Below are 19,446 nucleotides of genomic sequence, written 5' to 3' on the forward strand. Positions count from 1 at the left end.
TGGGGCTCATCGTGGGGGTGGGTCAGTCACAGCATTTCACGGGTGCTGCGTCCCCGGCACGTGAAGCCCGAAAACTGAAACAAAAGGGCACGAAAAAGGGCGGCACGCGAGGTGCCGCCCCTCTTCTTTAGAACGTACTACTTGCTACGTGGCTGACTATGCAGTCGGCTGATCGAAACGCTGGCCGGCCGGGTTGGACGGCAGGAGCGAGAACACGAAGAGCGCCAGTCCGCCCAAGCCGGGAATCAGGCCGAGAAGGACGAGCCACCCGCTGAAGTTGCCGTCATGGAGGCGGCGCACCAGCAGGGCGATGGACGGGACGAGGATCGCCAAGTAGAAGACGAGGGCCAGAATAAGGCCGACGACAGAGCCCGGGCCAGGCGTGGTGGTTCCGCTTGCAGAAACGGTGGCTCCTGCACTGCCCAGAACCAAAGTGAGGATCTGAATGGCGAATCCGATGACGCCCAGTACAAGGGCGACCCACCAGTATTCACTGCGGCTGGCGCGGCCTGAGAATGCGGCGTACTTCTTGAAGAAACGCTTGACGGCTGCACCAATCGGAGCGCCGTAGTACGGAGCCCACAGCGGCGGCTCGCCGGTCTGTGCAGCGTACTGTTCGGTTTGTTGCGGTTGTTGCGGGTAAGTGCTCATTGGTATATCCCCCGGGTTAGGTGTGAGTCGTGATGGAGCTTCGTGCTCAGAGTGAGTCGTGCTTATCGTAATGCCCCAACAGCGAATTAGGCAGTTCGATGGAGGAAGTTAACCCGGATTTAGCCTGGTAACGCAATATTTCGTGGGTGGGACTTTTCATGAGACAACATTTCCCGCGTTCTAACTCACTGTGAACACGTCGATTTCCACCGAACCAGGCCGGCGCCGCCCCGATCCCACCATGACCGTGTGGTTGAGCCAGGCCCACTCAGGCGAAGCGGTGGAAAATCGCGGGCTGCACCGGAAGTAGATCAGCGCAGGGTCTACTTCCTCTCCGCTGTTCAGCCTGGCGATATCTTCCGCGGCGCCAAAGCGGAGAGCCGCGTTATGCACATACACCACGGCTCCCCCTTCGAGCTCCACCGCGTATCTGGCGTCCAACTCCGTCAGCTCGGCGTTCCGGAGAATCTGGTAGTCCGCACCGGCCGGCAAAACGCGACCTTGGAACTGCGGCCCGGACACTGTTCCCCCAACAATGGGTATGATGCGCCGGTGCCCCTCCGGAGTGACACCGGCGTCAATCGGCTCGCCTACCTCCACGCTCAAGGTGGCGAGGAACGTCAATGCTGGCGGCTCCGGATTGAGCGTCACTGCGCGTAGTCCTTCCGGAGGTCCATCTTCCGGATCTTCCCACTGGCGGTTCGTGGCATTTCCTCAACAAACACCACGGATTTGGGGATCTTGTACCGCGCCAACCGGCCTTCCAGATGCGAGCGCAGTTGTTCCTCGGTCAGGGATTCTCCTTCACGCAAAGTGACGATGGCCCGGGGCACCTCTCCCCATTTCAGGTCATTAATTCCGATCACGGCCACACTCCCCACGGCTGGTAATTCCGCGATGGCCGCCTCTACCTCAGCCGGGTAGATGTTCTCGCCGCCGGAAATGATCATGTCCTTGATGCGGTCCGAAACGAACAGGAAGCCCTCCCCGTCTTGGTAGCCCATGTCCCCGGAGCGGAACCAGACCGACTCGGAATAGCTTTCGGCGGTGGCTTCGGGCCGGTTCCAATACTCCTTGATCACGTTGGGGCCGGAGATTTGGATCTCCCCCACCTCGCCAAGGCCTGCGATGCCGCCCAGTGGATCGGCAATCCGCACGTCAGTGAAGAAGTGCGCCAGCCCCGCGGAGCCGGCCTTTTCCTTGGACCGTGAAGCCGGCAACATGGTGGCCCCCGGCGCGGTTTCGGTCATGCCATAGCAACTGGTGAAACCTATGCCGCGCCGCTCATACGCATCCAGCACCCGCTGCGGAACGGCAGAACCGCCGCAGGTGAGCTTGTCCAGGGAGCTGAGATCCGCCGTCGACCATCCGGCATGGTCACAGAGCATCTGGAAGGTGGTGGGGACACCGTTGAGCGTGGTGACTTTGTGCTGCCCCACCAGCTCCAGCACCCGGCCGGCGTCGAACTTGGTTTCAAGCACCACGGTGGCACCCTTGAGCAGCACGGGAAGCAGTCCCATATCAAGGGATGCCACGTGGAACAGCGGTGAGATCATGAGCGCAACGTCGTTGCGGTTCAGGTCCATGTCCACCACCGTGTTGAAGCAGTTCCAGGTGATGTTGCCGTGTGTCAGCAAAGCCCCCTTGGGCTTGCCGGTGGTGCCGGACGTGTAGAGGATCATGGCGCCGTCTTCCAACGTCACCGCTACATCCAGCGTCGCCGCGGGTGCAGCGTCGAGCACCTCACCATAGTGCTCGACGCCGGATGGCAGCTTAAGAGCCGAACCGCCAGTGACGTCGTCGGCCGCCACTACAAGACGGTGCGTTACCTCGGTGTCGAGGCAGGACTCGGCGGCGACGACCTCCAACGATGCCGCGCTGATGAGGGTCCGCGCTCCTGAGTCCTGCAGTTGGAACTGCAGCTCCGGGGCTGCCAAGCGGGTGTTCAACGGGACGAAGATGGCGCCCAGCATGCCGCAGGCGAAGAACGTCTCCACAAAGGACGGGTGATTCTCACCGAGGTAAGCCACCCTGTCGCCCTTGCCCACGCCCCTGCCTTTAAGGGCGTTGGCCAGGCGGTCTGTCCGTTCTGCGAGTTCCGCGTAGCTCACAGTGTGCTCACCGGAAATGATGGCAGTTTTGGTACCGGACTTGATCCGGCGCCGGTGCAGCCAGGATCCAACTCCGTTGTTGTCCATGGTGCGGTACTCCTAACTGACCGTAGAGAGGTCGTTGTTCTTAGACTCCCGCGTCAGCAGGATGAAGACAATCGATACCAGCGACATGACGGACAGGAACACCACCACGGGGACGATGCTCTGGCCGGAGTCCTTATAAAGGCCCGCCACAATGCCGGGTGTGAAGCCCGCGCCGATCAGGGTTGCCAACTGGTAGCCGACTGCTGCGCCGGTATAGCGGTTAGTGGTGCCGAACTGCTCGGAAACGAACGCTGCAAGCGGACCATAAAGGGACGAATGCAGAACCAGCGCCACGGTGAAGGCCAGGAAGACCACCGCAATGTTGCCGGAGCTGAGCATCCCGAACATTGGGAACAAGAAAAGGATGAACAAGGCCAGGCCGGTGACCATGACCGGACGGCGGCCAAAGCGATCCGAGAGCCTGCCTCCCAAGAGGACGAACAGGATGGAGATGGCCGAGGCGCCTGCGAAGGCATAGAGCACACCCTGCTGCGGTGCGCCCTTGGACACTGCATAGGTTACGGAGAACGTGGGCAGCACTACCTGGAGGCCGAAGCCAGCAGCTCCGGCGAACATGATCATGATGAGTGCCTTGGGGCGCTTCAATACTTCCACCAACGGGATTTTGCGCTTGGTGCCCTGAGCGCTTTCCTTGGCCACAGCTTCAGCGAAGATCGGGCTCTCGGAAACCCGCAGCCTCACGAACATACCCACGATCAAGAGCACGAAGGACAACAGGAACGGCACTCGCCAACCCCAGGCCAGGAACGCGTCCTGGGGAAGGGCGGAGAAGATGCCCATCACGACGGTGCCGAGGACTGCACCCGTCGGGGCACCGGCATTGACGAACGATGCCGCGAACCCGCGCCGCTTGGGATCCGAATGCTCCAAGGCCATGAGGGCGGCCCCGCCCCATTCACCGCCCACAGCGATTCCCTGGCAGACACGCAAGACCACCAGGATCACGGCACCCCACGGACCAATGACGTTGGCTCCCGGAACCAAGCCAATCAACGTCGACGCGATGCCCATCACGGCCATGGAGACGATCAGCATGCCCTTGCGGCCGATCCGGTCACCGAAGTGTCCAAAGATGATGCCGCCCAAAGGCCGGGCAACATATCCGGCAGCGAACGTGGCGTAGGCGGCTACGACGCCCACCCACTCGTCAGTACCGGCGAAGAACACTTTGGGGAAGGCCACCGCAGCGGCCGTTGCATACAGCAGGAAGTCGTAGAACTCGATGGTGCTGCCCAGATAGCTGGACATGATGACCGTGCGCGCTTCTTTGCGCTTGGCGGCCGTGCTCGACGGTGCGAGCGCAGTGTGTCCTGACATGGCTGTTCCTTGGGAGAGGAGGGAGGGGTGGGTTTATTTGTAGAAGCGGGCGAGGAATTCGGCGACGACGGCGGGGCGTTCCTGGCCTTCGATTTCGATGGTGGCGTTGACCTTGATTTGGGCGCCGCCTTTGACTTCGGTGACCTCGGCGATGCTGCCGTTCATGCGGACCTTGGAACCGACCTTCACCGGTGAGGTGAAGCGGACTTTGTCCAGGCCGTAGTTGACCTTGGTGGTCACGCCCTCGACATCGAAGAGTTCGCCCCAGAACGGGATGATGAGGGACAGGGTGAGGAAACCGTGCGCGATCGGGGCACCGAACGGGCCGTCCTTGGCGCGTTCGGGATCAGTGTGGATCCACTGCTGGTCGTCCGTCGCATCGGCGAACAGGTTGATCTGCTGCTGGGTGATTTCGCGGTAATCGGTGGTGCCGAGGTCCTTACCGGACATGGTGAGCAGGGTGTCGAAATCGACGACGAGATTGGGCATCTTTGCCTCCTGTGGTGTTTTTGTTTGAGTACTGGTTGTTGCCTGAAAGCGGGTGGTTAGTTGGTAAAGGCACTGGCACCGGTGAGGGCGCGGCCGATGATGAGGGCGTTGATTTCGTGGGTGCCCTCGTAGGAATAGACGGCTTCGGCGTCGGCATGGAAACGCGCGACGTCGGCGGCGAGGGTGATGCCGTTGCCGCCCACCACTTCGCGGGCCAGGGCGACGGTTTCGCGCATCATCAGGGACGTCTGCATTTTGGCCAGGGCCGAGTCCTGATCCCTGTAGATCCCCCAGCCCTGTTGCTCGGTCAGCCGCACCACCAGGGATAGTGATGCCGTGATGTTGCCGAGCATTCGGGCCAGCTTCTCCTGGACCAGTTGGAACGAACCCAGCGACCGGCCGAACTGCTGGCGTTCCCTCACATACGCCAGGGCTGCTTCGAACGCTCCGGCCTGGATGCCGGTGGCGATCCAGGCGACGTCGGAGCGCATGGCCCGCAGCATGGCGGCGACGTCCTTGAAGGAGTCCACGTTGTGCAGGCGCATGGCCGCCGGGACGCGGACGTTGTTCAAGGTGATGTGGGCGTTCTGCATCATCCGCAGCGAGGTCTTTCCGTGGATCTTCTCCAGGATTACTCCGTCCGCGACTCGGTCCACGAGGAACGCTTTGACCTGACCATCGGCGACGTCACGGGCGAACACACACAACACATCCGCCGTGGAAGCTCCCCCGATCCACCGCTTGGCGCCGTCCAGAACCCAGCTGCCGCCGTCGGGCTCTGTCCCAGGGCCTGGTTCGAAGCGCGCGGTGGTGGAAAGCCCCCCCGCGATGTCCGAGCCATGCTCGGGTTCGGTCAGCGAGAAAACACCTTTGAGGGAGAAGTCGATGACCTTGGGCATCCACTCCTTCTGCTGCTCGTCGGACGCCCCCACCCGGATCGCGGTCCGGAACAAACCAGCCTGCGCCGTGTACCAAGTAGCCAGGGAAGCGTCAGTGCGGGCGAGTTCGAAGATCCGGAAGCCGTGGAAAATCCCCCTCGCTGGGGCATCGACGGTGAGATCGGCTGGTTCCATCAGATCAAGGTCGATCAACGGCTGCGCGAGTTGTTCAGGGAATTCGCCGCGCTCCCAGTATTCGGCCAACAGAGGTTTCGCTTCGGTCTCCAGGAAGGTCCGCAACCGGCCCAGCACCCGGCGCTCTTCGGTACTGAGCAGCGCCTCGGCGTCGTACCAGTCCGCCACGGAATACAGCCTTTGAGCCACAACAGTTGCGGTCATCTCAGCCACCCAGTCCCAGCAGCCTGACGGCGTTGTCCTTGAGGATCTTGGGACGGACGTCGTCCTTCAGCGGCAGGTCCGCGAAGGCACCGAGCCACTTTTGCGGGGTGATCAGCGGGAAGTCCGTGCCGAACAGGACCTTGTCCTGCAACACCGAATTCGACAGACGAACCAGGGATTCCGGGAAGTACTTCGGCGACCACCCGGACAAATCGATGAAGACGTTGGACTTGTGCGTCGCGATCGAGTTCGCCTCGTCCTGCCACGGCACCGAAGGGTGGGCCATGATGATCTGCAACCCCGGGAAATCAGCAGCCACCGCATCCAGCAACAACGGATTCGAGAACGCCAGCTTGATCCCATACCCGCCCGGAAGCCCAGCACCCATGCCGTTCTGGCCCGTGTGGAAAATACACGGCAACCCCAACTCCTGCAGGGCCTCCCACAACGGGTAGAACGTCTCGTTGGACGGATCAAATCCCTGCAACGACGGGTGGAACTTGAAGCCGCGGGCACCGAGCTCAACAGCCTGATGCTTCGCCCCCGCGATCGCGTCCTCCCCGGTCCTGGGGTCAACACTGCCGAACGGAATGAGCACATCATTGTTCCGCGCAGCTCCGGCAATCAGCTCCGGGATGCTGTTGGGCTCATGCTTGAGCTGCGTCCGGGCATCCACCGTGAAAACGACCGCGGCCATGTTCAGCTCCCGGTACACCTCCGCGATCCTGTCCAGCGACGGGGTGCGGTCCTCGGACTTGAAGTACTTCGCAGAAGCTTCCGTCAACGCTTCCGGCAGCGAGCCGTGCCCGCAACTGTCCACCTCGAGATGGACGTGCATGTCAATCGCATCCAGCCCGGAGGCGTCGATGCCTAGTTCGTAACGGTCGGCCATGATCAGCGTGCCTGAACCGCTTCAGATTTAGCCGGTTCGGGCTGCAACTCCGCGGGCAAGGGCAGGAATTCCTCACCGAAGCTCTGCAACGCCTCCGGGCCAAACAGCGAGCCGGCGTTCTCCTGCAGTGCCTCATAGCTCCAGCCGCCCTCGCGGTACTCAGTGCTCGCCGCCGTCGGGTGCGTCCACACCTGCAACCGGTCACCACCGGCACCAATCGCCTGGCCCGTGATCCCGGCGGCCTCATCAGAGGCGAGGAAGGCAATCAGCCCGGCAACGTCGTCGGCCGTTCCAAAACCAAGATCGTGACGGAAGAACGACGGCATCGCCTCGCCACGCTCGTCAGCCTCGACAGCTTTCTGGAAATACGGCACCGTCTTGGTCATTGCTGTTGCCGCCACCGGAATCACCGAATTCACCGTCACACCGGCCCTCTTCATCTCCAGGGCCCACGTGCGCACCATGCCGACGATGCCGGCCTTCGCCGCCGCGTAATTGCTCTGGCCAAAGTTGCCGCGCTGGCCGGTCGGCGAACCAATAGTGATGATGCGGCCGGGGATGTTGTTCTCCTTGAAGTACGCAAACGCCTCACGGACACAGGTGAATGTGCCTTTCAGGTGGACGTTGATGACGACGTCAAAATCCTCATCCGTCATCTTCAGCAGGCTCTTGTCCCGCAAAATCCCGGCGTTCGTCACCAGAATGTCCAGCCGACCGAACGTTTCAACAGCACCCGCCACCAAAGCCTTCGCAGCATCAGTGTTGCCCACCGGAACCACCACGGCGGTGGCCCGGCCGCCGTCGGCCTCAATCAGCGCAACAGCCTCCGCAGCAGTCTCAGCATTCACGTCGTTAATCACGACGGCGGCACCCTGGCGGGCGAGTTCCCTCGCGTAAGCGAGTCCAAGACCCTGTCCACTCCCGGTGACGATTGCAACCTTGCCGTTCAAGCTCATGGCGTGCTCCTTCGCATGCAGTAACCGGCCGGAGCCGGTGAGGCCGATCCCACTGCAACGTGAGATCCTTGTCATGATCAATGAGAATACGGATCATTGAAAAAGTCAACGATTGTTTTTCATTACTATTGGAGTTGTCATGGGCCCGCAAAGCACCGAAGTGGAAACCCCGCGCCTCGCCGCAGCAAAAATCGGCAGTGACGTGGGCCTGTTGCTGGCCAAACTGCACGCCACCGGTTCACTCCTGAACAACAAAGCGCTGGCCGACTACGGCCTCCGCGAGCGGTCATTCTCCGTGCTGACACTCGCCTGCAGCGGCTTGGAACCCACCCAACGCGAACTCGCCGATTTCCTCAGCCTGGACCCCAGCCAAGTAGTCAGCCTCGTCGACGACCTCGAGCACCGCGGACTGGTCAAACGAGCCCAAGGCAAGCAGGACCGCCGGGCCAAGATCATCGTCTCCACCGCTGAAGGCCGCAGGATCCACAACAAAGCGCGGGCCGGACTCGAAGAGTGCGAGCGGACACAGCTCGCGGCACTCAGCGAGGAAGAGAACGTGCAGCTGAGGGCACTGTTGAAGAAGGCGCTCTGGGGGTAAGGTCGTCCCCCGATTGGGCGCAATGGATGGACATCTGCACAGCAGCCCCCGGTTACCGTATGCACCTGTCCATATCGGCATCGTAGAGCTTCTGACAGGATCGGAAACTATGAGCTTCCCCCTTTTCCACGATCCCCTGCAGGGCGCCGTCACCGTCGACGCACCCGTTCGCGATCCTCAAGTCCACCGCCAAACCCGCGCTTCCAACCGGCCGGTCCGGCAGGCAACACATGGATCAAAGCCTGTCCGCACTTCAAGGCAGCGTGAGGTAGCCAAGGTTGCCGAAGACCTCCAGGCCTTAATGGCGAGGACCAGCGGACGGCACTAGGAAAGTCGCCAGACAGGCACTTATCAACAACAGGCCTTGTTGACTTGCTTCGCTGTCCGGCACCACGTCTAGGCTGGGTCCCATGACTGAGCTGACCTTCCAAAACATCGTCGACGACGGTGCCATCCTTTTCCTCGAAACCCATCACATGCAGGACGATCGTTTTGAGGAATGGGGCTACGAGCGTTGGCACACAGCCGATCAGTTCACCAGTGTGGAATTCCACTTTCCCGGGAGAAGTTCAAAGCATTTGCAGACTGCTTTTGTGGGAACGTCCGGCCCCGGTCCCAAGAGTTTCCTGTGGGGATGGGCGAATCCGAATGTTGCGGCCACACCTGCCCAAAAGGAAGTCTTTGACCAGGTAGTGGCATTCGGCCGGCACTACGGCATTGAGGAACTGACCAATGGTGAGGTTCCCTTCACCAGCATCGTCCCAGCGTTTGCGGATGAGGAAGTCAGGCTCAGCGCAGAAAAGGCAGGATCAACCTTGGTGGCCTTCAAGATTGCCACCGCAGTGAAAATGATTACCGGCCGGGCGAACCACTTCACATCCGACATCGGCAGGGGCTCCATGGCCGTGGTCGCCTATAACCACGGCAGCCTGGAGCTGGGGCCGCCATCAGCCCTCACCTTCCAGATGCGCCTCATGGAGGCGGTGGCCGCCGGCATGATCGAGGACCACCGCCGAGCCGTGGAAAGCTACGCCCGCTTCCGGCTTCAGACACCGGTCACCGAACCGTCTCCGGGCACCCTTGAGGTAACGTTCGACGACGGGAAGGCCACTATCGCGTTCGACGAAAACAACAGGCTGAGCACCGTGAATGGATCATTGACCGGTTCCAAATAGCAGGTTGGCTGGACCGGCACAGGACACGTGACATGACCCGCCATGCCTACCCCGGCTAGTATCACTGGTTGGAGCGTCACCAAGATGCGTAGCGGAATATCGAAGGGTACAGCGATGGAACTGGGGGCCACACGCGTCGAAGTGTTTGCCGACGGCAGGGTAACAGTAGGTGGAGAGGCCATCTCTCCGCCGGAGGGAATTGATCCTTACTCGGCTGCAATAGCGGTGCTTGCTGACTATGCCAAGTCGTCCGGAGCTCCGGTTCTGGCGGATGCGGTAGACCATGTCAAGGGCCAGGAAGGCCGGTTCCACGTGCATCCGGACGGTCGCGCCGAAGCGGTGACAGGATTCCCGGGTGCCGTAGACAGCACCCCGGCAGACTCGGCAGAAGCCCCTGCAGACTCGGTGGTGGCTCCTTCGACAACCCCAAGCTACGGTTCGACGCACCTTGAGACACAGTTCGTCCGGCCGGACAGGCCACGTCCCACCACGGGCTTCCGCGGCGCCCTGTATTCGGCTACGGGTGGTTTCGTGAACCTCGGCCCCAGCGCCAGGGACCAGGACGAGGCCGAGCTGGAACGCCGGATCGCCCGTCCGCTCTCCGGCAGCTTCAACACAGCGGTCCTCAGCCTCAAGGGCGGAATCGGCAAGACCTCCACCACCGTGGGCGTGGGCATGATCCTCGCCGAGTACCGCGGCGACCACCCGTGCGCCATCGACGCCAACCCTGATAGCGGGGACCTGGCCGAACGCGCACTCGGCGAAATGCTCTATCAGAAGGTCAAGCCGCGTACCATCACGGATATTGTCCGGGACATCGAGAAGATCACGTCGCTGACAATGCTCACCGACTACATGCATCACGCCAACAGACTGCATTTGGTGGCAGGCGAGCAGGATCCCGCGTTATCCGATGCCCTGACGGCTGCTGAATACCTGAAGATTAAACACTTGGTGTCCCAGTACTACTCGGTGACTCTCACTGACTGCGGCACGGGCGTGTCACATCCGGCCATGGCCGGAGTGCTCCCCGAAGCTACCAACTTGGTCATCGCGTCCGGCTATGCCGTGAGCGGTGCCAAGCGTGCCCGCAATACCCTCCAGTGGCTTGCCGACCATGGGTATGAGAATCTGGCCAGAAACGCCATTGTGGTGGTCACGGACAAGGACCAAGTTTCCAGCCGGGTCAATAAGCGTGCCATTGAAGAGCACCTCGCAGGCTTCTGCCGGCAACTCATTACAGTCCCGCACGATCGCGGCGTCGCCGATGGTGACCGCATTTCGTTGGACAAGATTTCGGCCGGGACCCGCAGGGCCTATAAGGAGATAGCCGCCGCGATCGTGGACGGCTACATCTAGGCCGGCTACCGGCCCTGAGGGTTACCCTGTGCTTTTGCCCTGCGCCGCTCCGAAGATGAGCGCCTGGGTGCGGCGGGCTTTTCCACCATCCCAGGTGGAAGCCGTCGGGTATCGGACGGCCAGATGCTGGAAGGGGGCGTGTCCACGGAGCGCCGCGGCCGCCCCGGCAGTATCCAGTTCCACCGCTTCGGGAACACCTCTGTGCAGCGATGGCCCCAGTACCAGCAACTGCGGAACCCTCATGGCGTCCCCGCCGACGGGGATGCTTAGCCCGGAGGCGCCAAGGTGTAGTTCCACGGTTAGTTCCTGTGCATTGGCTTCCACGGCTGCAGCCTCAAGGGTTACAAGATCGGGAAGAGCACTGCTGGAAGGGGCTGACATCAATACATCGAACGCCTCCACCACTCCTGAATCCGTACGGTAGGCCGTTACTACTCCCGCGAAGCGCTGCCCGGACAGCACGGCAATCCCCAAAGGCATGGTTTCGCGCAGCCAGGCAGTAAGCGCCGCTTCATTCCACCTCTGCTGAAGCGGCTCTGCGGGACCCAGATACTCCGGAGTGCACCCGGCCGCTGTCAACATCCTGGACGTAAAAGTTCCCAGTATCAGGTCACCAGAGGCAGCATGCAGCACGCTGCCTCGGATCACGACGGCGGGACTCACCGCAGGCGGGCCGCTCGCCGCAGCGGTGTCGCTGAACTGAGCGGCGTCGGCCGCCGCCAGGGCGTCGCGCACCTCACCGTTGGGGTCTTCCGCAAACCATGGGATTCCCGCGGCTTTGAGAAATGCCAGCAGCGGGTAAGTGATGGCCGCATCGGCTCGTGTCTGAAGGGCGACAATGCCGTTTCCCGCCGACGCAGCCGCAGCTTGCTGCAGGTCCCTGCGCAGCGTCCTGCTAAGCCAGGGACGGGCCGCTGGAGTTGGAACGGGCACCCACGGTATTGAACTCATGCTCCCCACTCCGCGTTGATGACCTCGTTGGACTGCGGATCAATGAGAAGTCCTTTGGTTCCGATCACCGTGATCATGAGGAAGGCGCGCACGGCCTCAGCGGTGTCTTTGTCATAAGGGCAGTTGACCTCAGAGACCCAGGCGTCACCGGCAAGCTGGTGGGCCACCTCCTCACCAAAGACCCGGCGCACTTCAGAATTCGGCACGTTCACGGGAACGCTGATGAGCCCCAGATCTTCTCCCGCGAGGTTCACCACAAGGTTCTCGGAGCCCTCCACTGCGTTGACAAAGAACTTGTTTTCGAACTCGCCGCACGCATACTCAAAGCGACCTTCGCGAGGGTCTTGATCGCAAATCAGGTGAAAGTCATAGCTCATGGTGAACAACCTCATGATGGTGGTGGAAGGTCTGGACGGTCACAGGGGGGCGGCTTGTGCGAAGAATTCTTGCCCTGCCCGCCGGTAGCGGAACAGGACGTTCACCGTTGGCGACCACTCCTTCTGAGCGGTCGCCCGAGAACAGGATGACGGGGGCGCCGGCGGCCCGGAGACTAGCAATGAAGGAGTCGTGCATCATCATGCCGCTGCCGGTGGTCCTGCTGGTGACCATGGCGAAAAGTCCAATGTCGGCACCGGAGGGAAGGTAGCTTGCCAAAGCACGCAGGGGCTGGTTTCCGGTCGCCGCCAGAATGTCATAGTCGTCCACCAAGAGCACGATCTTTGGCGAACGCACTGGTGCCCTGCTTCCGTCCCCTAACCTGTCCCGTGCCTGCCCCGCAACGAACTCGGCCAGCTGGGCTGCCTTTTGCCCGTTGGAGGCATACTCGCCCAGATACTCGTCAGGGATGAAGTCCTGCAGCTGTTGGCGAGGATCGAACACCGCAAAGGCCAGTTGACCCGGTTCGTGGGAGGCCATCAGCTGTGAGGCCGCAGTCCTCAACAGGTTGGTCCGGCCGGTTTCGGGGTCACCAATCACCACGGCTCCCCTGTCCGTGCCCAACAGATCAAGGTTCTCAATGCCGGCGTCGTGCTCCCGAACGCCAAGCGCTATGCTGCCGCCGCCCAGACTGTGATCCGGCGAAAGCCGCGTCAGTGCAGGCAAGACGCGTACGGGAGGCGCGGTCAGCGGGCTGTACTGGCCCAAAACCCCACCGAGCTCGGCCAGTTCCTGCCCGGCATTGTCCCGATCCGGGGTTGGGGACAACGACGGAAGGGCAAAGTGACCAATGGTCTTATCCATGGTCAGTGCGCGTCCCGGACGGTTTGCCCCAAGTGTTGTTGCGAGGCGGCGGTCCAGGGAATCCGCGGGATCGGCAAGGTGCAGCTCAATCCTTGTTCCCAAAAGTGATTGCCGGGACATCCGTACCTCGGACCAACTCCGTAGGCTGACCAGGACGTGGACGCCCAGAGTGCTGCCGCGGGTCATGATGTCGTGGACCGAGTCCTCCAGTTCAGGGAACTCGGAGGTCAGGCTTCCAAAACCGTCGATGAGAAGGAAAGCATCGGTGCATGCCAGCTCCCCAAGCCCACCCCTGGACCGGAGCGCACGCATCCCTTGGAGTGAATCCAGCTTGTGGTGATCGAACACGGATTGCCGGACATTCAGCAGGCCCTGAACCTCTTCAATGGTCCTCCGAAGCAGCTCCCTGTTGCCACGGCCGGCCACCCCACTGCAATGCGGCAGCGCCGCCAGCCCTGCGAGCGCATTGCCCAGGAGGTCCACCGCGTAGATATTGACGTCCTCCACCCCATGGCTCAAGGCCAGCGATGCCGCGATGGTGCGCAGCGCGGTGGACTTGCCGCTTTGCGGGGCACCGATGATCGCGAGGTTGCCGCCGCGGGCAGTGAGATCAAGGTGCCACGGTCCTTGCCACTGCCGGGCCGGGTCATCAAGGATCCCGATTGCGGGGCTGAGATATTGCGGTTGGCCGAGCCTCGGGCCTGTGGACGTGAGCTCCAGTGAGGCGCCGGTTCCCGCCAGGGACACAGCAACCGGCAGGGGCGGAAGCCACACCGGTGGCGTTGATCGCGGTTGCTGTGCGGCGAAACCCACGACGGCGGAGAGGATGGTGGCACTTTCTGCCTGGCTTGAGGGGCGCTTGCCTTCTACGGGAACGCCCCGCGTCATGGCGCTGTTTATCAGGACCGGATCGGGCACCTCGTTAACGGTTTCTTCTGCCAGGCGGAAGGTCTGCACGGGAACTGACTCCGTCACTGAATCGACGTCGTCGTCCTCCGCCAGGGGCAAGGCGCCGGAGACGTAGGCTGCGCGGAATCGCTTGAACACGGTGGTGTCCACTTTGAGGATGCCGTGGCCCGGGGTGCTGGGCAGGTGATAGGCATCGGGGACATCAATGATGGTGCGGCTTTCGCTTTCCGAATTGGTGTGAAGTGCTATCCGGTAGGCCAGGTAGGTATCGAGGCCGCGGAGCATGCCTTGCTCCACTTTCTGGGAAGCCAAGAGCAGGTGGATGCCGATCGAACGCCCAATCCTGCCGATGGAGAGCAAGAGATCGATGAAGTCAGCACGTGCAGTGAGCAATTCCCCGAACTCGTCGATGCACACGAACAAGTAGGGCAGCGGCTCAGCAAGGGCCGGGCTGTCCGGGGTCCTGCTCCGGGCGCTCCGGTAATCGTTGATGTGGGCAAAGTCGCCACCGTTCTTCAGCAACTCCTGCCGACGTTTAACCTCTCCCGCGAGGCTGGAATAGATTCTGTCCACCAGGCTGGCATCGCTGACCAGGTTAGTGACCAAACCTGAAACATGGGGGGCGGCCTCGAACGGGGCGAACGTTGCGCCGCCCTTGTAGTCCACCAGGACCATGCTGAGGTCCTCGGGGGAATGTGTGGCGATCAACGACAGGACTATTGTGCGCAGGAGTTCGGATTTGCCCGAACCGGTTGCTCCCACGCAGAGCCCGTGCGGTCCCATGCCTTGCCGGGCCGGTTCCTTTAGATCCAGGTGGACCGGTGTTCCGTCCTCGTCTTCTCCGATGGCAACCCTCAGGAAATCCGAGCCTCGTTGGCTCTTCCACAACTGGAGCATGGCCTCGGCCGTGTAGTCGCTCAGACCGAGAGCCTCTGCGTAGCTCCGCGAGGACTTGTGCTCGCCGAATTCGTGGGACAACTCCGAAAGACGCAGCGGAGCCAAGGCCCTGGCTACGGATTCAGCAACCACAGGAGACACGTCATCAGCAACGCCCTGCATGGTTTGGCCGGTGGCAGTAGCTTCCATACTCAGTGCGTCGGGCGAGACCATCAGACGGAGGTCAACCCGTTCCGGCTCTTGTTGCTGCTCAGCCAACACATGGATCCGGGTCACCGCAAGCTTGGTTAGGGGAAGGTCAGCAGGCACTCCAGGGAGCGCCCCGGCGTTCTTCCCGGGAAGGTCCGTGATAATAATCAGCCTCGGAAGGGCATCCGCGGGAACTTGCTGGAAGTTGCGGGCGGCGCTGTTCACCACGGTGAGCCGCGCACCCATGGAACCTTCCAGCAGGCCGGCCAGCTCAGCCAATGAACCCGCCCTTCGCAGGGTTCCCCGCTCCTGCAGGTGGGGCAGCCATTTGGTCCATTCCCAGTCCTCCAGCTGGTCATCACCAACAACAATCGCCAACTCCACATCCTCGGGAGATTGTGCGGCAGAAAGCTGGCAGAGCAGGCTGCGGCAGACCATTAGTGCCGTTTCCCGGTCCCCCACGATTGATACGTCGGACACTGCAGCCAGCGGCAGCGTCAGCGGCATATCCGGATTGCTGCCAAAGCGTTGGCGAAGCTGTTCGGCTTCAGAGAGCATGAAGGCGTCCGGACGTTCAACAGCATCGCCGCTGTCCTGAATCGTGATGGGTCTGCGCGGAACACTGCCGGTGCCGAACCGGGTGACCAGGAAGTCAGGACTCGTCCTGCGACGTTCCCAAAGCCGGTGGGGATGGTTGACCACGCTTTGCACCAAGCGGCTCACCGGCGGATGCGCAGCATTTGCGCCAGACCGTGCACGCTGTTCTTCTGACTCAAAATCAGAGCGGCGGCGCCTGAGGTAGTCCATGTACAGTCTCCGCTTGGCCGCCCTTTGACGGGTGGCCTTGCCGCGCTGGGAAAACATGAGCACAACCGAAGCAAGGACCGTGGCCACCATCATGATCGCGCCAATGCCGGCCAAAGACGAGCCCCGGAAAAGCATCATCACCGTCACCGACGTAGCAGCTCCCAGCATGGGCACCAGGGCAAGGAGGTTCATCCCGCCTGCTCCCCCGGCCAGCTGCGGCGGGGCATCCAGCAGTGCAGCTTCAGGCGTCTTTTCAGGAAGTGTGGTCCTGGCAGGGCGGTGGACGATCCGTGTGGTCATGCGCTCATGCCCTGTTCGCGGCCATCAGGGCCTTGCCGGTCAGTTCCGTGGCGGCGATCCTGGTTCGGGAGCCCAGACGGCTGAGTTGAAGGCTGCTGCCACTGGCCAAGTGCCGGTCATAGGGCAGCACGCCGTCGCGCACTGCGGCATCGTGACTCTGGCGGGAACGGACCACCGCGGTCACCTGTTGGACGTCCGGGAAAGTGTTGTTCAAGGACTCTTGAATGGATGCGAGTTTTGCGGCCTCCGGGTTACCCGGCGGTGCAACCAGCACCACGGCGTGCGCAGTCTCCAGAAGCGCCGCCGCGTGTCGGGACAAAGGCGAGGCGCCGCCGTCGACGATTGTTACCGCCATAAAGCGCGAGAACCTAGATGACACATCTGTCCACTCCTGTAAGCCGAGCGGTTGGTCCGCCAAGGCAGGAACGTCAGCCCTGCCCGCCGCGAAAACCTGACTGCCGCAGGCTGCTGCGTTCTTAACGGCATCCGGAAGCGTCCGCACGGGTTCTGTGCGGAATTGATGCATCAGCTTGGCCAACGGGGCCACCTGCGATGCACCGAGGTATCGCATCAAATTTCCACTGTGATCAGTGGCGTCTATAGCGATGACGGGTTCCTGACGGATGCTGCCGAGCAGTTTTGCCAACATCGCCGCAACGGTGGTGGTTGCCACGCCACCCGCCGTGCCCAAAACCACTATGCGCCGCCCTGTGGTGATGGGGGCTTCAACGGCAGAGCTTGCCCTGATGAGCCGCTCAGACAGCGATCCGGAGGTCACTGCATCGGTCACCTCGAAGCGGACGCGTTCCCACCAACTGTCGCCGCTTTCACGGCGTGATGTGGCCACCCGTGTGGAGCGCGGCTCAAGGGCAGGAGGGGTCGACGGCGGCAGCTTAGGTGGGACTGGCGTTGTCGCCTTGGTGGCGGCTGCTGGTGCAGCAGCTGGTGCGGCAGGACCCGCCCCGGTCACGGCTGGCGCTGGTGCCGCGGTGCTGCCCATCCCCGGGAAGCCGCCCACCGGCGTCGTGCTTGTCTCGTCAATCGGGAATCCGGAGCGCGGTTGTTCACCCAAAAGTCTGTCCTAGCTGTGTATAGGCTCCTGAAAGTCCCAGAACCAAGGGAATGGTGGCAAGGACGCAAAGGAGCTCGAGCCTTGAGGCGATGACTCGCAGCCTGGCGGCCGTCTGTTCCCTGACCTTAATTACAGAGGCCACCAGCACGAGAACTGCCAACGCTGCTGCAACAGCAAGCCAGAAAGGCTGTTTGGTAGCCAAGGCAAAGACCTGCGTGGCACCCCAGCAGGCACCAGCTGCTGCTACGTAGACTCCGGCGCGCTGCGCAAGCAGCGGCAACGCCAGGCCCCTGAACGTCAAGGCGCCCAACAGCGCCACCGCAAGCAGGACCGCCCACACCGGCCGGTTCTTCGCGGTCGCAACCACCACCACCGCAACTCCAGCCACCAATGCTGCAGTGAGCGTCCAACCGGTCAAAGTGGCGTGTGCTGCGTGGACGGCATCCAGCGTTGTGCTGCGGGTGATCCGCTTACCTTGGCGTTGATCGTCATCCAAACCGCTAAGGCCAGTCAATACGGTGGCCAGCCTGGGTGCGACACCCAACGCGAAGATAGCCACGATTCCCGTGATACCGGCTGAGAGCGGCTGATCTCGAGTGCTGAAGGCCAGCACTGCCCACAATCCACCCAGAAGGAGGAGCAGTCCGGCACTTGAAAGGAAAGGGATGTACTTACCCGTTGCCATGCCCGAGGCAACCACGGCCAGGACCAAGGCCGCGGACAGGAGAAGAGCCCCGGTAGCGAAAGGCGACACCATAAAGGCCGTGGAACCGGCCGTTGCCAGCCCAGCGGCAACCAACGCGAGTCCGCCAGGGACGGAGCGTACGCGTCCGGCTGTGGCGCCGAGCAACATCAACGCTGCAGCAATCGCGATGCCGATCATGGCGGCATCCCTGTTCCCGGCTCCGCGCAGAAGCACAACGAACGACGAACCGGCAGCAGCCATCAATAGACCGGCAACGGTCGCTAGGCCAACAGTCCGCAGCTGCCCGGCCCATAAAGCCGGGAGCCGCTCTGTTGATTCGGCCGCGAAGGAGGGGACGTCATAAACATCAGGCGCTGCAGGGACATCGCGTTCGTCGCGCAGGTAGAGCATGGAGCCATCGGAGATGCCCGCTTGCCGCAACGTCAGTGAACTTTCCAGGGTGATGCCCACGCTGGTGGTCAGCACGGACGACATAAGGATTGCGGTGCTGGCTCCGGTGATTGTCCGGGTGCTGGTGGGCTCGTTCATCATCAGGCTCAGAATTTGCGGCATGAGCGATGCGATGGGTTCATCGGAAGGGAGCCTTACATCGAGATGCCGGTGCGCCGCGATAATGGTGACCCGGCTCAAGGCCATACTCATAGGGTTCCTTTGATGAGAGTTGCTGATGCTGACGTCACTGCTTGTTTGGCCGCCTGCTCACTGAGCAGATGTTGGACGAAACTGAAGCCAACACAGATTGCGGCGATGAGCGCTGCGACCAGGAGTGATTGCATGAGCCGCGTGGTGGCCGTCTTATAGCTACGTTCCTGTGGGTTCTGCCCAAACAACAAAGAATCGTCGAGTCTATGCTTCCTGACCCGGGCGGACTCAAGCAGCCGGGAATCGTAGTCTTCAGCCATGTGCGGCCCTCCCCATCAGGCTCCTGTACGGCGTCATAGTGCCATCAACCCTAATCCATGGGTCGGTTTCAATAACGGTCCAGACCCTAGCATCTGCCTGAGACAAAGTTTGCTCCCGGGCTCTGATCCGGAGCTTGCGTCATTCGCCCTTGCGAAGGTGAACTTTTCTGGTCTTTGGCACCGGAGTACCTAGTTGATCTTTCCGACCACTCATTTTGGGTGTTTTTAGCACCTATTTGGGTCCGATTCAGCACCTAGTTGGCGCCTTTTGACTCTGTGCGCGCCCTGTTGCGGGCAAGGTGAAGTTCACGGGACTGCTTTCCGTAACCTGCGCGGATTGTGACGCACGCTGTCACGGAGAGCTTACTTCCTTGTTACTGCATCGACTGGACTTAACATGTTGTGTTCGCAATGCTGTTAAAGTGCTCCAGCACAACCATCTACCTTTGGGGGAATCAATGGCTATCTTTGACATGGGCGCCGAAACACTCGGGAACCTGAGCAAACAAACCGACGCGTCCCACCAGGACCTCGGCGCACT

18 protein-coding genes are annotated in these 19,446 nt (G+C 61.8%); 4 read left to right on the forward strand and 14 right to left on the reverse strand.

The annotated features are described in order from the left end of the window. Positions 1–156: 156 nt before the first annotated feature. From CQ020_RS23430 to CQ020_RS23465, 8 genes are all read right to left on the reverse strand, one after another. Positions 157–651 carry a DUF805 domain-containing protein gene (locus CQ020_RS23430; RefSeq protein WP_105694241.1) on the reverse strand — a complete coding sequence of 165 codons (495 nt, stop codon included), beginning with the start codon at positions 649–651 and terminating at the stop codon, positions 157–159. A gap of 180 nt (positions 652–831) precedes the next feature. Next, positions 832–1,302, reverse strand: a complete 471-nt coding sequence (locus CQ020_RS23435) for a DUF3237 domain-containing protein (RefSeq protein WP_105694242.1) — start codon at positions 1,300–1,302, stop codon at positions 832–834. After that, complete coding sequence (locus tag CQ020_RS23440) at positions 1,299–2,849, reverse strand: long-chain fatty acid--CoA ligase (RefSeq protein WP_105694243.1); 1,551 nt, start codon at positions 2,847–2,849, stop codon at positions 1,299–1,301. Before CQ020_RS23440 ends, CQ020_RS23435 begins: the two co-directional genes overlap by 4 nt. A 12-nt stretch (positions 2,850–2,861) precedes the next feature. Continuing rightward, positions 2,862–4,187: an MFS transporter gene (locus CQ020_RS23445; protein WP_105694244.1), complete on the reverse strand. Its 1,326-nt coding sequence runs from the start codon at positions 4,185–4,187 to the stop codon at positions 2,862–2,864. A 33-nt stretch (positions 4,188–4,220) separates the two neighbouring features. Further along, positions 4,221–4,676: a MaoC family dehydratase gene (locus CQ020_RS23450; protein ID WP_024819759.1), complete on the reverse strand. Its 456-nt coding sequence runs from the start codon at positions 4,674–4,676 to the stop codon at positions 4,221–4,223. A gap of 56 nt (positions 4,677–4,732) precedes the next feature. Next, positions 4,733–5,953: an acyl-CoA dehydrogenase family protein gene (locus tag CQ020_RS23455; protein WP_105694245.1), complete on the reverse strand. Its 1,221-nt coding sequence runs from the start codon at positions 5,951–5,953 to the stop codon at positions 4,733–4,735. 1 nt (position 5,954) lies between these two features. Further along, positions 5,955–6,845, reverse strand: coding sequence for an amidohydrolase family protein (locus CQ020_RS23460; RefSeq protein WP_105694246.1), 891 nt, complete (start codon positions 6,843–6,845; stop codon positions 5,955–5,957). Between the two features lie 2 nt (positions 6,846–6,847). After that, positions 6,848–7,801 carry an SDR family NAD(P)-dependent oxidoreductase gene (locus tag CQ020_RS23465; protein WP_105694247.1) on the reverse strand — a complete coding sequence of 318 codons (954 nt, stop codon included), beginning with the start codon at positions 7,799–7,801 and terminating at the stop codon, positions 6,848–6,850. Positions 7,802–7,940: 139 nt separating this feature from the next. On the opposite strand from CQ020_RS23465, the gene CQ020_RS23470 reads away from it, so the two are divergent. From CQ020_RS23470 to CQ020_RS23485, 4 genes are all read left to right on the forward strand, one after another. After that, positions 7,941–8,399, forward strand: coding sequence for a MarR family winged helix-turn-helix transcriptional regulator (locus CQ020_RS23470; protein WP_105694248.1), 459 nt, complete (start codon positions 7,941–7,943; stop codon positions 8,397–8,399). Positions 8,400–8,508: 109 nt separating this feature from the next. After that, on the forward strand, positions 8,509–8,727 hold the full coding sequence (locus tag CQ020_RS23475; protein WP_105694249.1) for a hypothetical protein: 219 nt from the start codon (positions 8,509–8,511) through the stop codon (positions 8,725–8,727). A gap of 82 nt (positions 8,728–8,809) precedes the next feature. Beyond that, positions 8,810–9,574: a DUF6882 domain-containing protein gene (locus CQ020_RS23480; RefSeq protein ID WP_105694250.1), complete on the forward strand. Its 765-nt coding sequence runs from the start codon at positions 8,810–8,812 to the stop codon at positions 9,572–9,574. Positions 9,575–9,688: 114 nt separating this feature from the next. After that, positions 9,689–10,933, forward strand: coding sequence for a MinD/ParA family protein (locus CQ020_RS23485; RefSeq protein WP_219844546.1), 1,245 nt, complete (start codon positions 9,689–9,691; stop codon positions 10,931–10,933). 21 nt (positions 10,934–10,954) lie between these two features. Here the strand turns inward: CQ020_RS23485 and CQ020_RS23490 are convergent, their stop codons facing one another. The 6 genes from CQ020_RS23490 to CQ020_RS23515 are packed head-to-tail and all read right to left on the reverse strand — an operon-like array spanning position 10,955 to position 18,905. Further along, a complete protein-coding gene (locus CQ020_RS23490) occupies positions 10,955–11,884 on the reverse strand; it encodes a DUF6177 family protein (RefSeq protein WP_146116696.1) in 930 nt (309 codons plus the stop codon). Further along, positions 11,881–12,261, reverse strand: coding sequence for a hypothetical protein (locus CQ020_RS23495; protein ID WP_105568158.1), 381 nt, complete (start codon positions 12,259–12,261; stop codon positions 11,881–11,883). The genes CQ020_RS23490 and CQ020_RS23495 overlap by 4 nt, the downstream gene beginning before the upstream one ends. Continuing rightward, entirely contained in the window at positions 12,251–16,225 is a 3,975-nt protein-coding gene (gene eccCa, locus CQ020_RS23500) for a type VII secretion protein EccCa (protein WP_105694252.1), read from the reverse strand. The genes CQ020_RS23495 and eccCa overlap by 11 nt, the downstream gene beginning before the upstream one ends. Positions 16,226–16,229: 4 nt before the next feature. Then, the gene (locus CQ020_RS23505) at positions 16,230–17,297 is read right to left on the reverse strand and encodes a hypothetical protein (RefSeq protein WP_105694253.1); all 1,068 of its coding nucleotides are present in this window, start codon (positions 17,295–17,297) and stop codon (positions 16,230–16,232) included. After that, positions 17,290–18,645: a type VII secretion integral membrane protein EccD gene (eccD, locus tag CQ020_RS23510; protein ID WP_105694254.1), complete on the reverse strand. Its 1,356-nt coding sequence runs from the start codon at positions 18,643–18,645 to the stop codon at positions 17,290–17,292. The genes CQ020_RS23505 and eccD overlap by 8 nt, the downstream gene beginning before the upstream one ends. Then, on the reverse strand, positions 18,642–18,905 hold the full coding sequence (locus CQ020_RS23515; protein ID WP_105694255.1) for a hypothetical protein: 264 nt from the start codon (positions 18,903–18,905) through the stop codon (positions 18,642–18,644). Before CQ020_RS23515 ends, eccD begins: the two co-directional genes overlap by 4 nt. Between the last annotated feature and the right edge of the window lie 541 nt (positions 18,906–19,446).

It is taken from the genome of Arthrobacter sp. MYb23, from assembly GCF_002979775.1.
Lineage (GTDB): Bacteria > Actinomycetota > Actinomycetes > Actinomycetales > Micrococcaceae > Arthrobacter.

What these genes read in the sequence shown, in the direction of transcription:
- CQ020_RS23480 (WP_105694250.1), top strand. Translation starts at nt 8,810, where the DNA reads ATGACTGAGCTGACCTTCCAAAACATCGTCGACGACGGTGCCATCCTT.
- eccD (WP_105694254.1), bottom strand. Translation starts at nt 18,645, where the DNA reads ATGAGTATGGCCTTGAGCCGGGTCACCATTATCGCGGCGCACCGGCAT.
- CQ020_RS23490 (WP_146116696.1), bottom strand. Translation starts at nt 11,884, where the DNA reads ATGAGTTCAATACCGTGGGTGCCCGTTCCAACTCCAGCGGCCCGTCCC.
- CQ020_RS23515 (WP_105694255.1), bottom strand. Translation starts at nt 18,905, where the DNA reads ATGGCTGAAGACTACGATTCCCGGCTGCTTGAGTCCGCCCGGGTCAGG.
- CQ020_RS23470 (WP_105694248.1), top strand. Translation starts at nt 7,941, where the DNA reads ATGGGCCCGCAAAGCACCGAAGTGGAAACCCCGCGCCTCGCCGCAGCA.
- CQ020_RS23440 (WP_105694243.1), bottom strand. Translation starts at nt 2,849, where the DNA reads ATGGACAACAACGGAGTTGGATCCTGGCTGCACCGGCGCCGGATCAAG.
- CQ020_RS23485 (WP_219844546.1), top strand. Translation starts at nt 9,689, where the DNA reads ATGGAACTGGGGGCCACACGCGTCGAAGTGTTTGCCGACGGCAGGGTA.
- CQ020_RS23455 (WP_105694245.1), bottom strand. Translation starts at nt 5,953, where the DNA reads ATGACCGCAACTGTTGTGGCTCAAAGGCTGTATTCCGTGGCGGACTGG.
- CQ020_RS23495 (WP_105568158.1), bottom strand. Translation starts at nt 12,261, where the DNA reads ATGAGCTATGACTTTCACCTGATTTGCGATCAAGACCCTCGCGAAGGT.
- CQ020_RS23475 (WP_105694249.1), top strand. Translation starts at nt 8,509, where the DNA reads ATGAGCTTCCCCCTTTTCCACGATCCCCTGCAGGGCGCCGTCACCGTC.
- CQ020_RS23445 (WP_105694244.1), bottom strand. Translation starts at nt 4,187, where the DNA reads ATGTCAGGACACACTGCGCTCGCACCGTCGAGCACGGCCGCCAAGCGC.
- CQ020_RS23460 (WP_105694246.1), bottom strand. Translation starts at nt 6,845, where the DNA reads ATGGCCGACCGTTACGAACTAGGCATCGACGCCTCCGGGCTGGATGCG.
- CQ020_RS23450 (WP_024819759.1), bottom strand. Translation starts at nt 4,676, where the DNA reads ATGCCCAATCTCGTCGTCGATTTCGACACCCTGCTCACCATGTCCGGT.
- CQ020_RS23430 (WP_105694241.1), bottom strand. Translation starts at nt 651, where the DNA reads ATGAGCACTTACCCGCAACAACCGCAACAAACCGAACAGTACGCTGCA.
- CQ020_RS23465 (WP_105694247.1), bottom strand. Translation starts at nt 7,801, where the DNA reads ATGAGCTTGAACGGCAAGGTTGCAATCGTCACCGGGAGTGGACAGGGT.
- eccCa (WP_105694252.1), bottom strand. Translation starts at nt 16,225, where the DNA reads ATGACCACACGGATCGTCCACCGCCCTGCCAGGACCACACTTCCTGAA.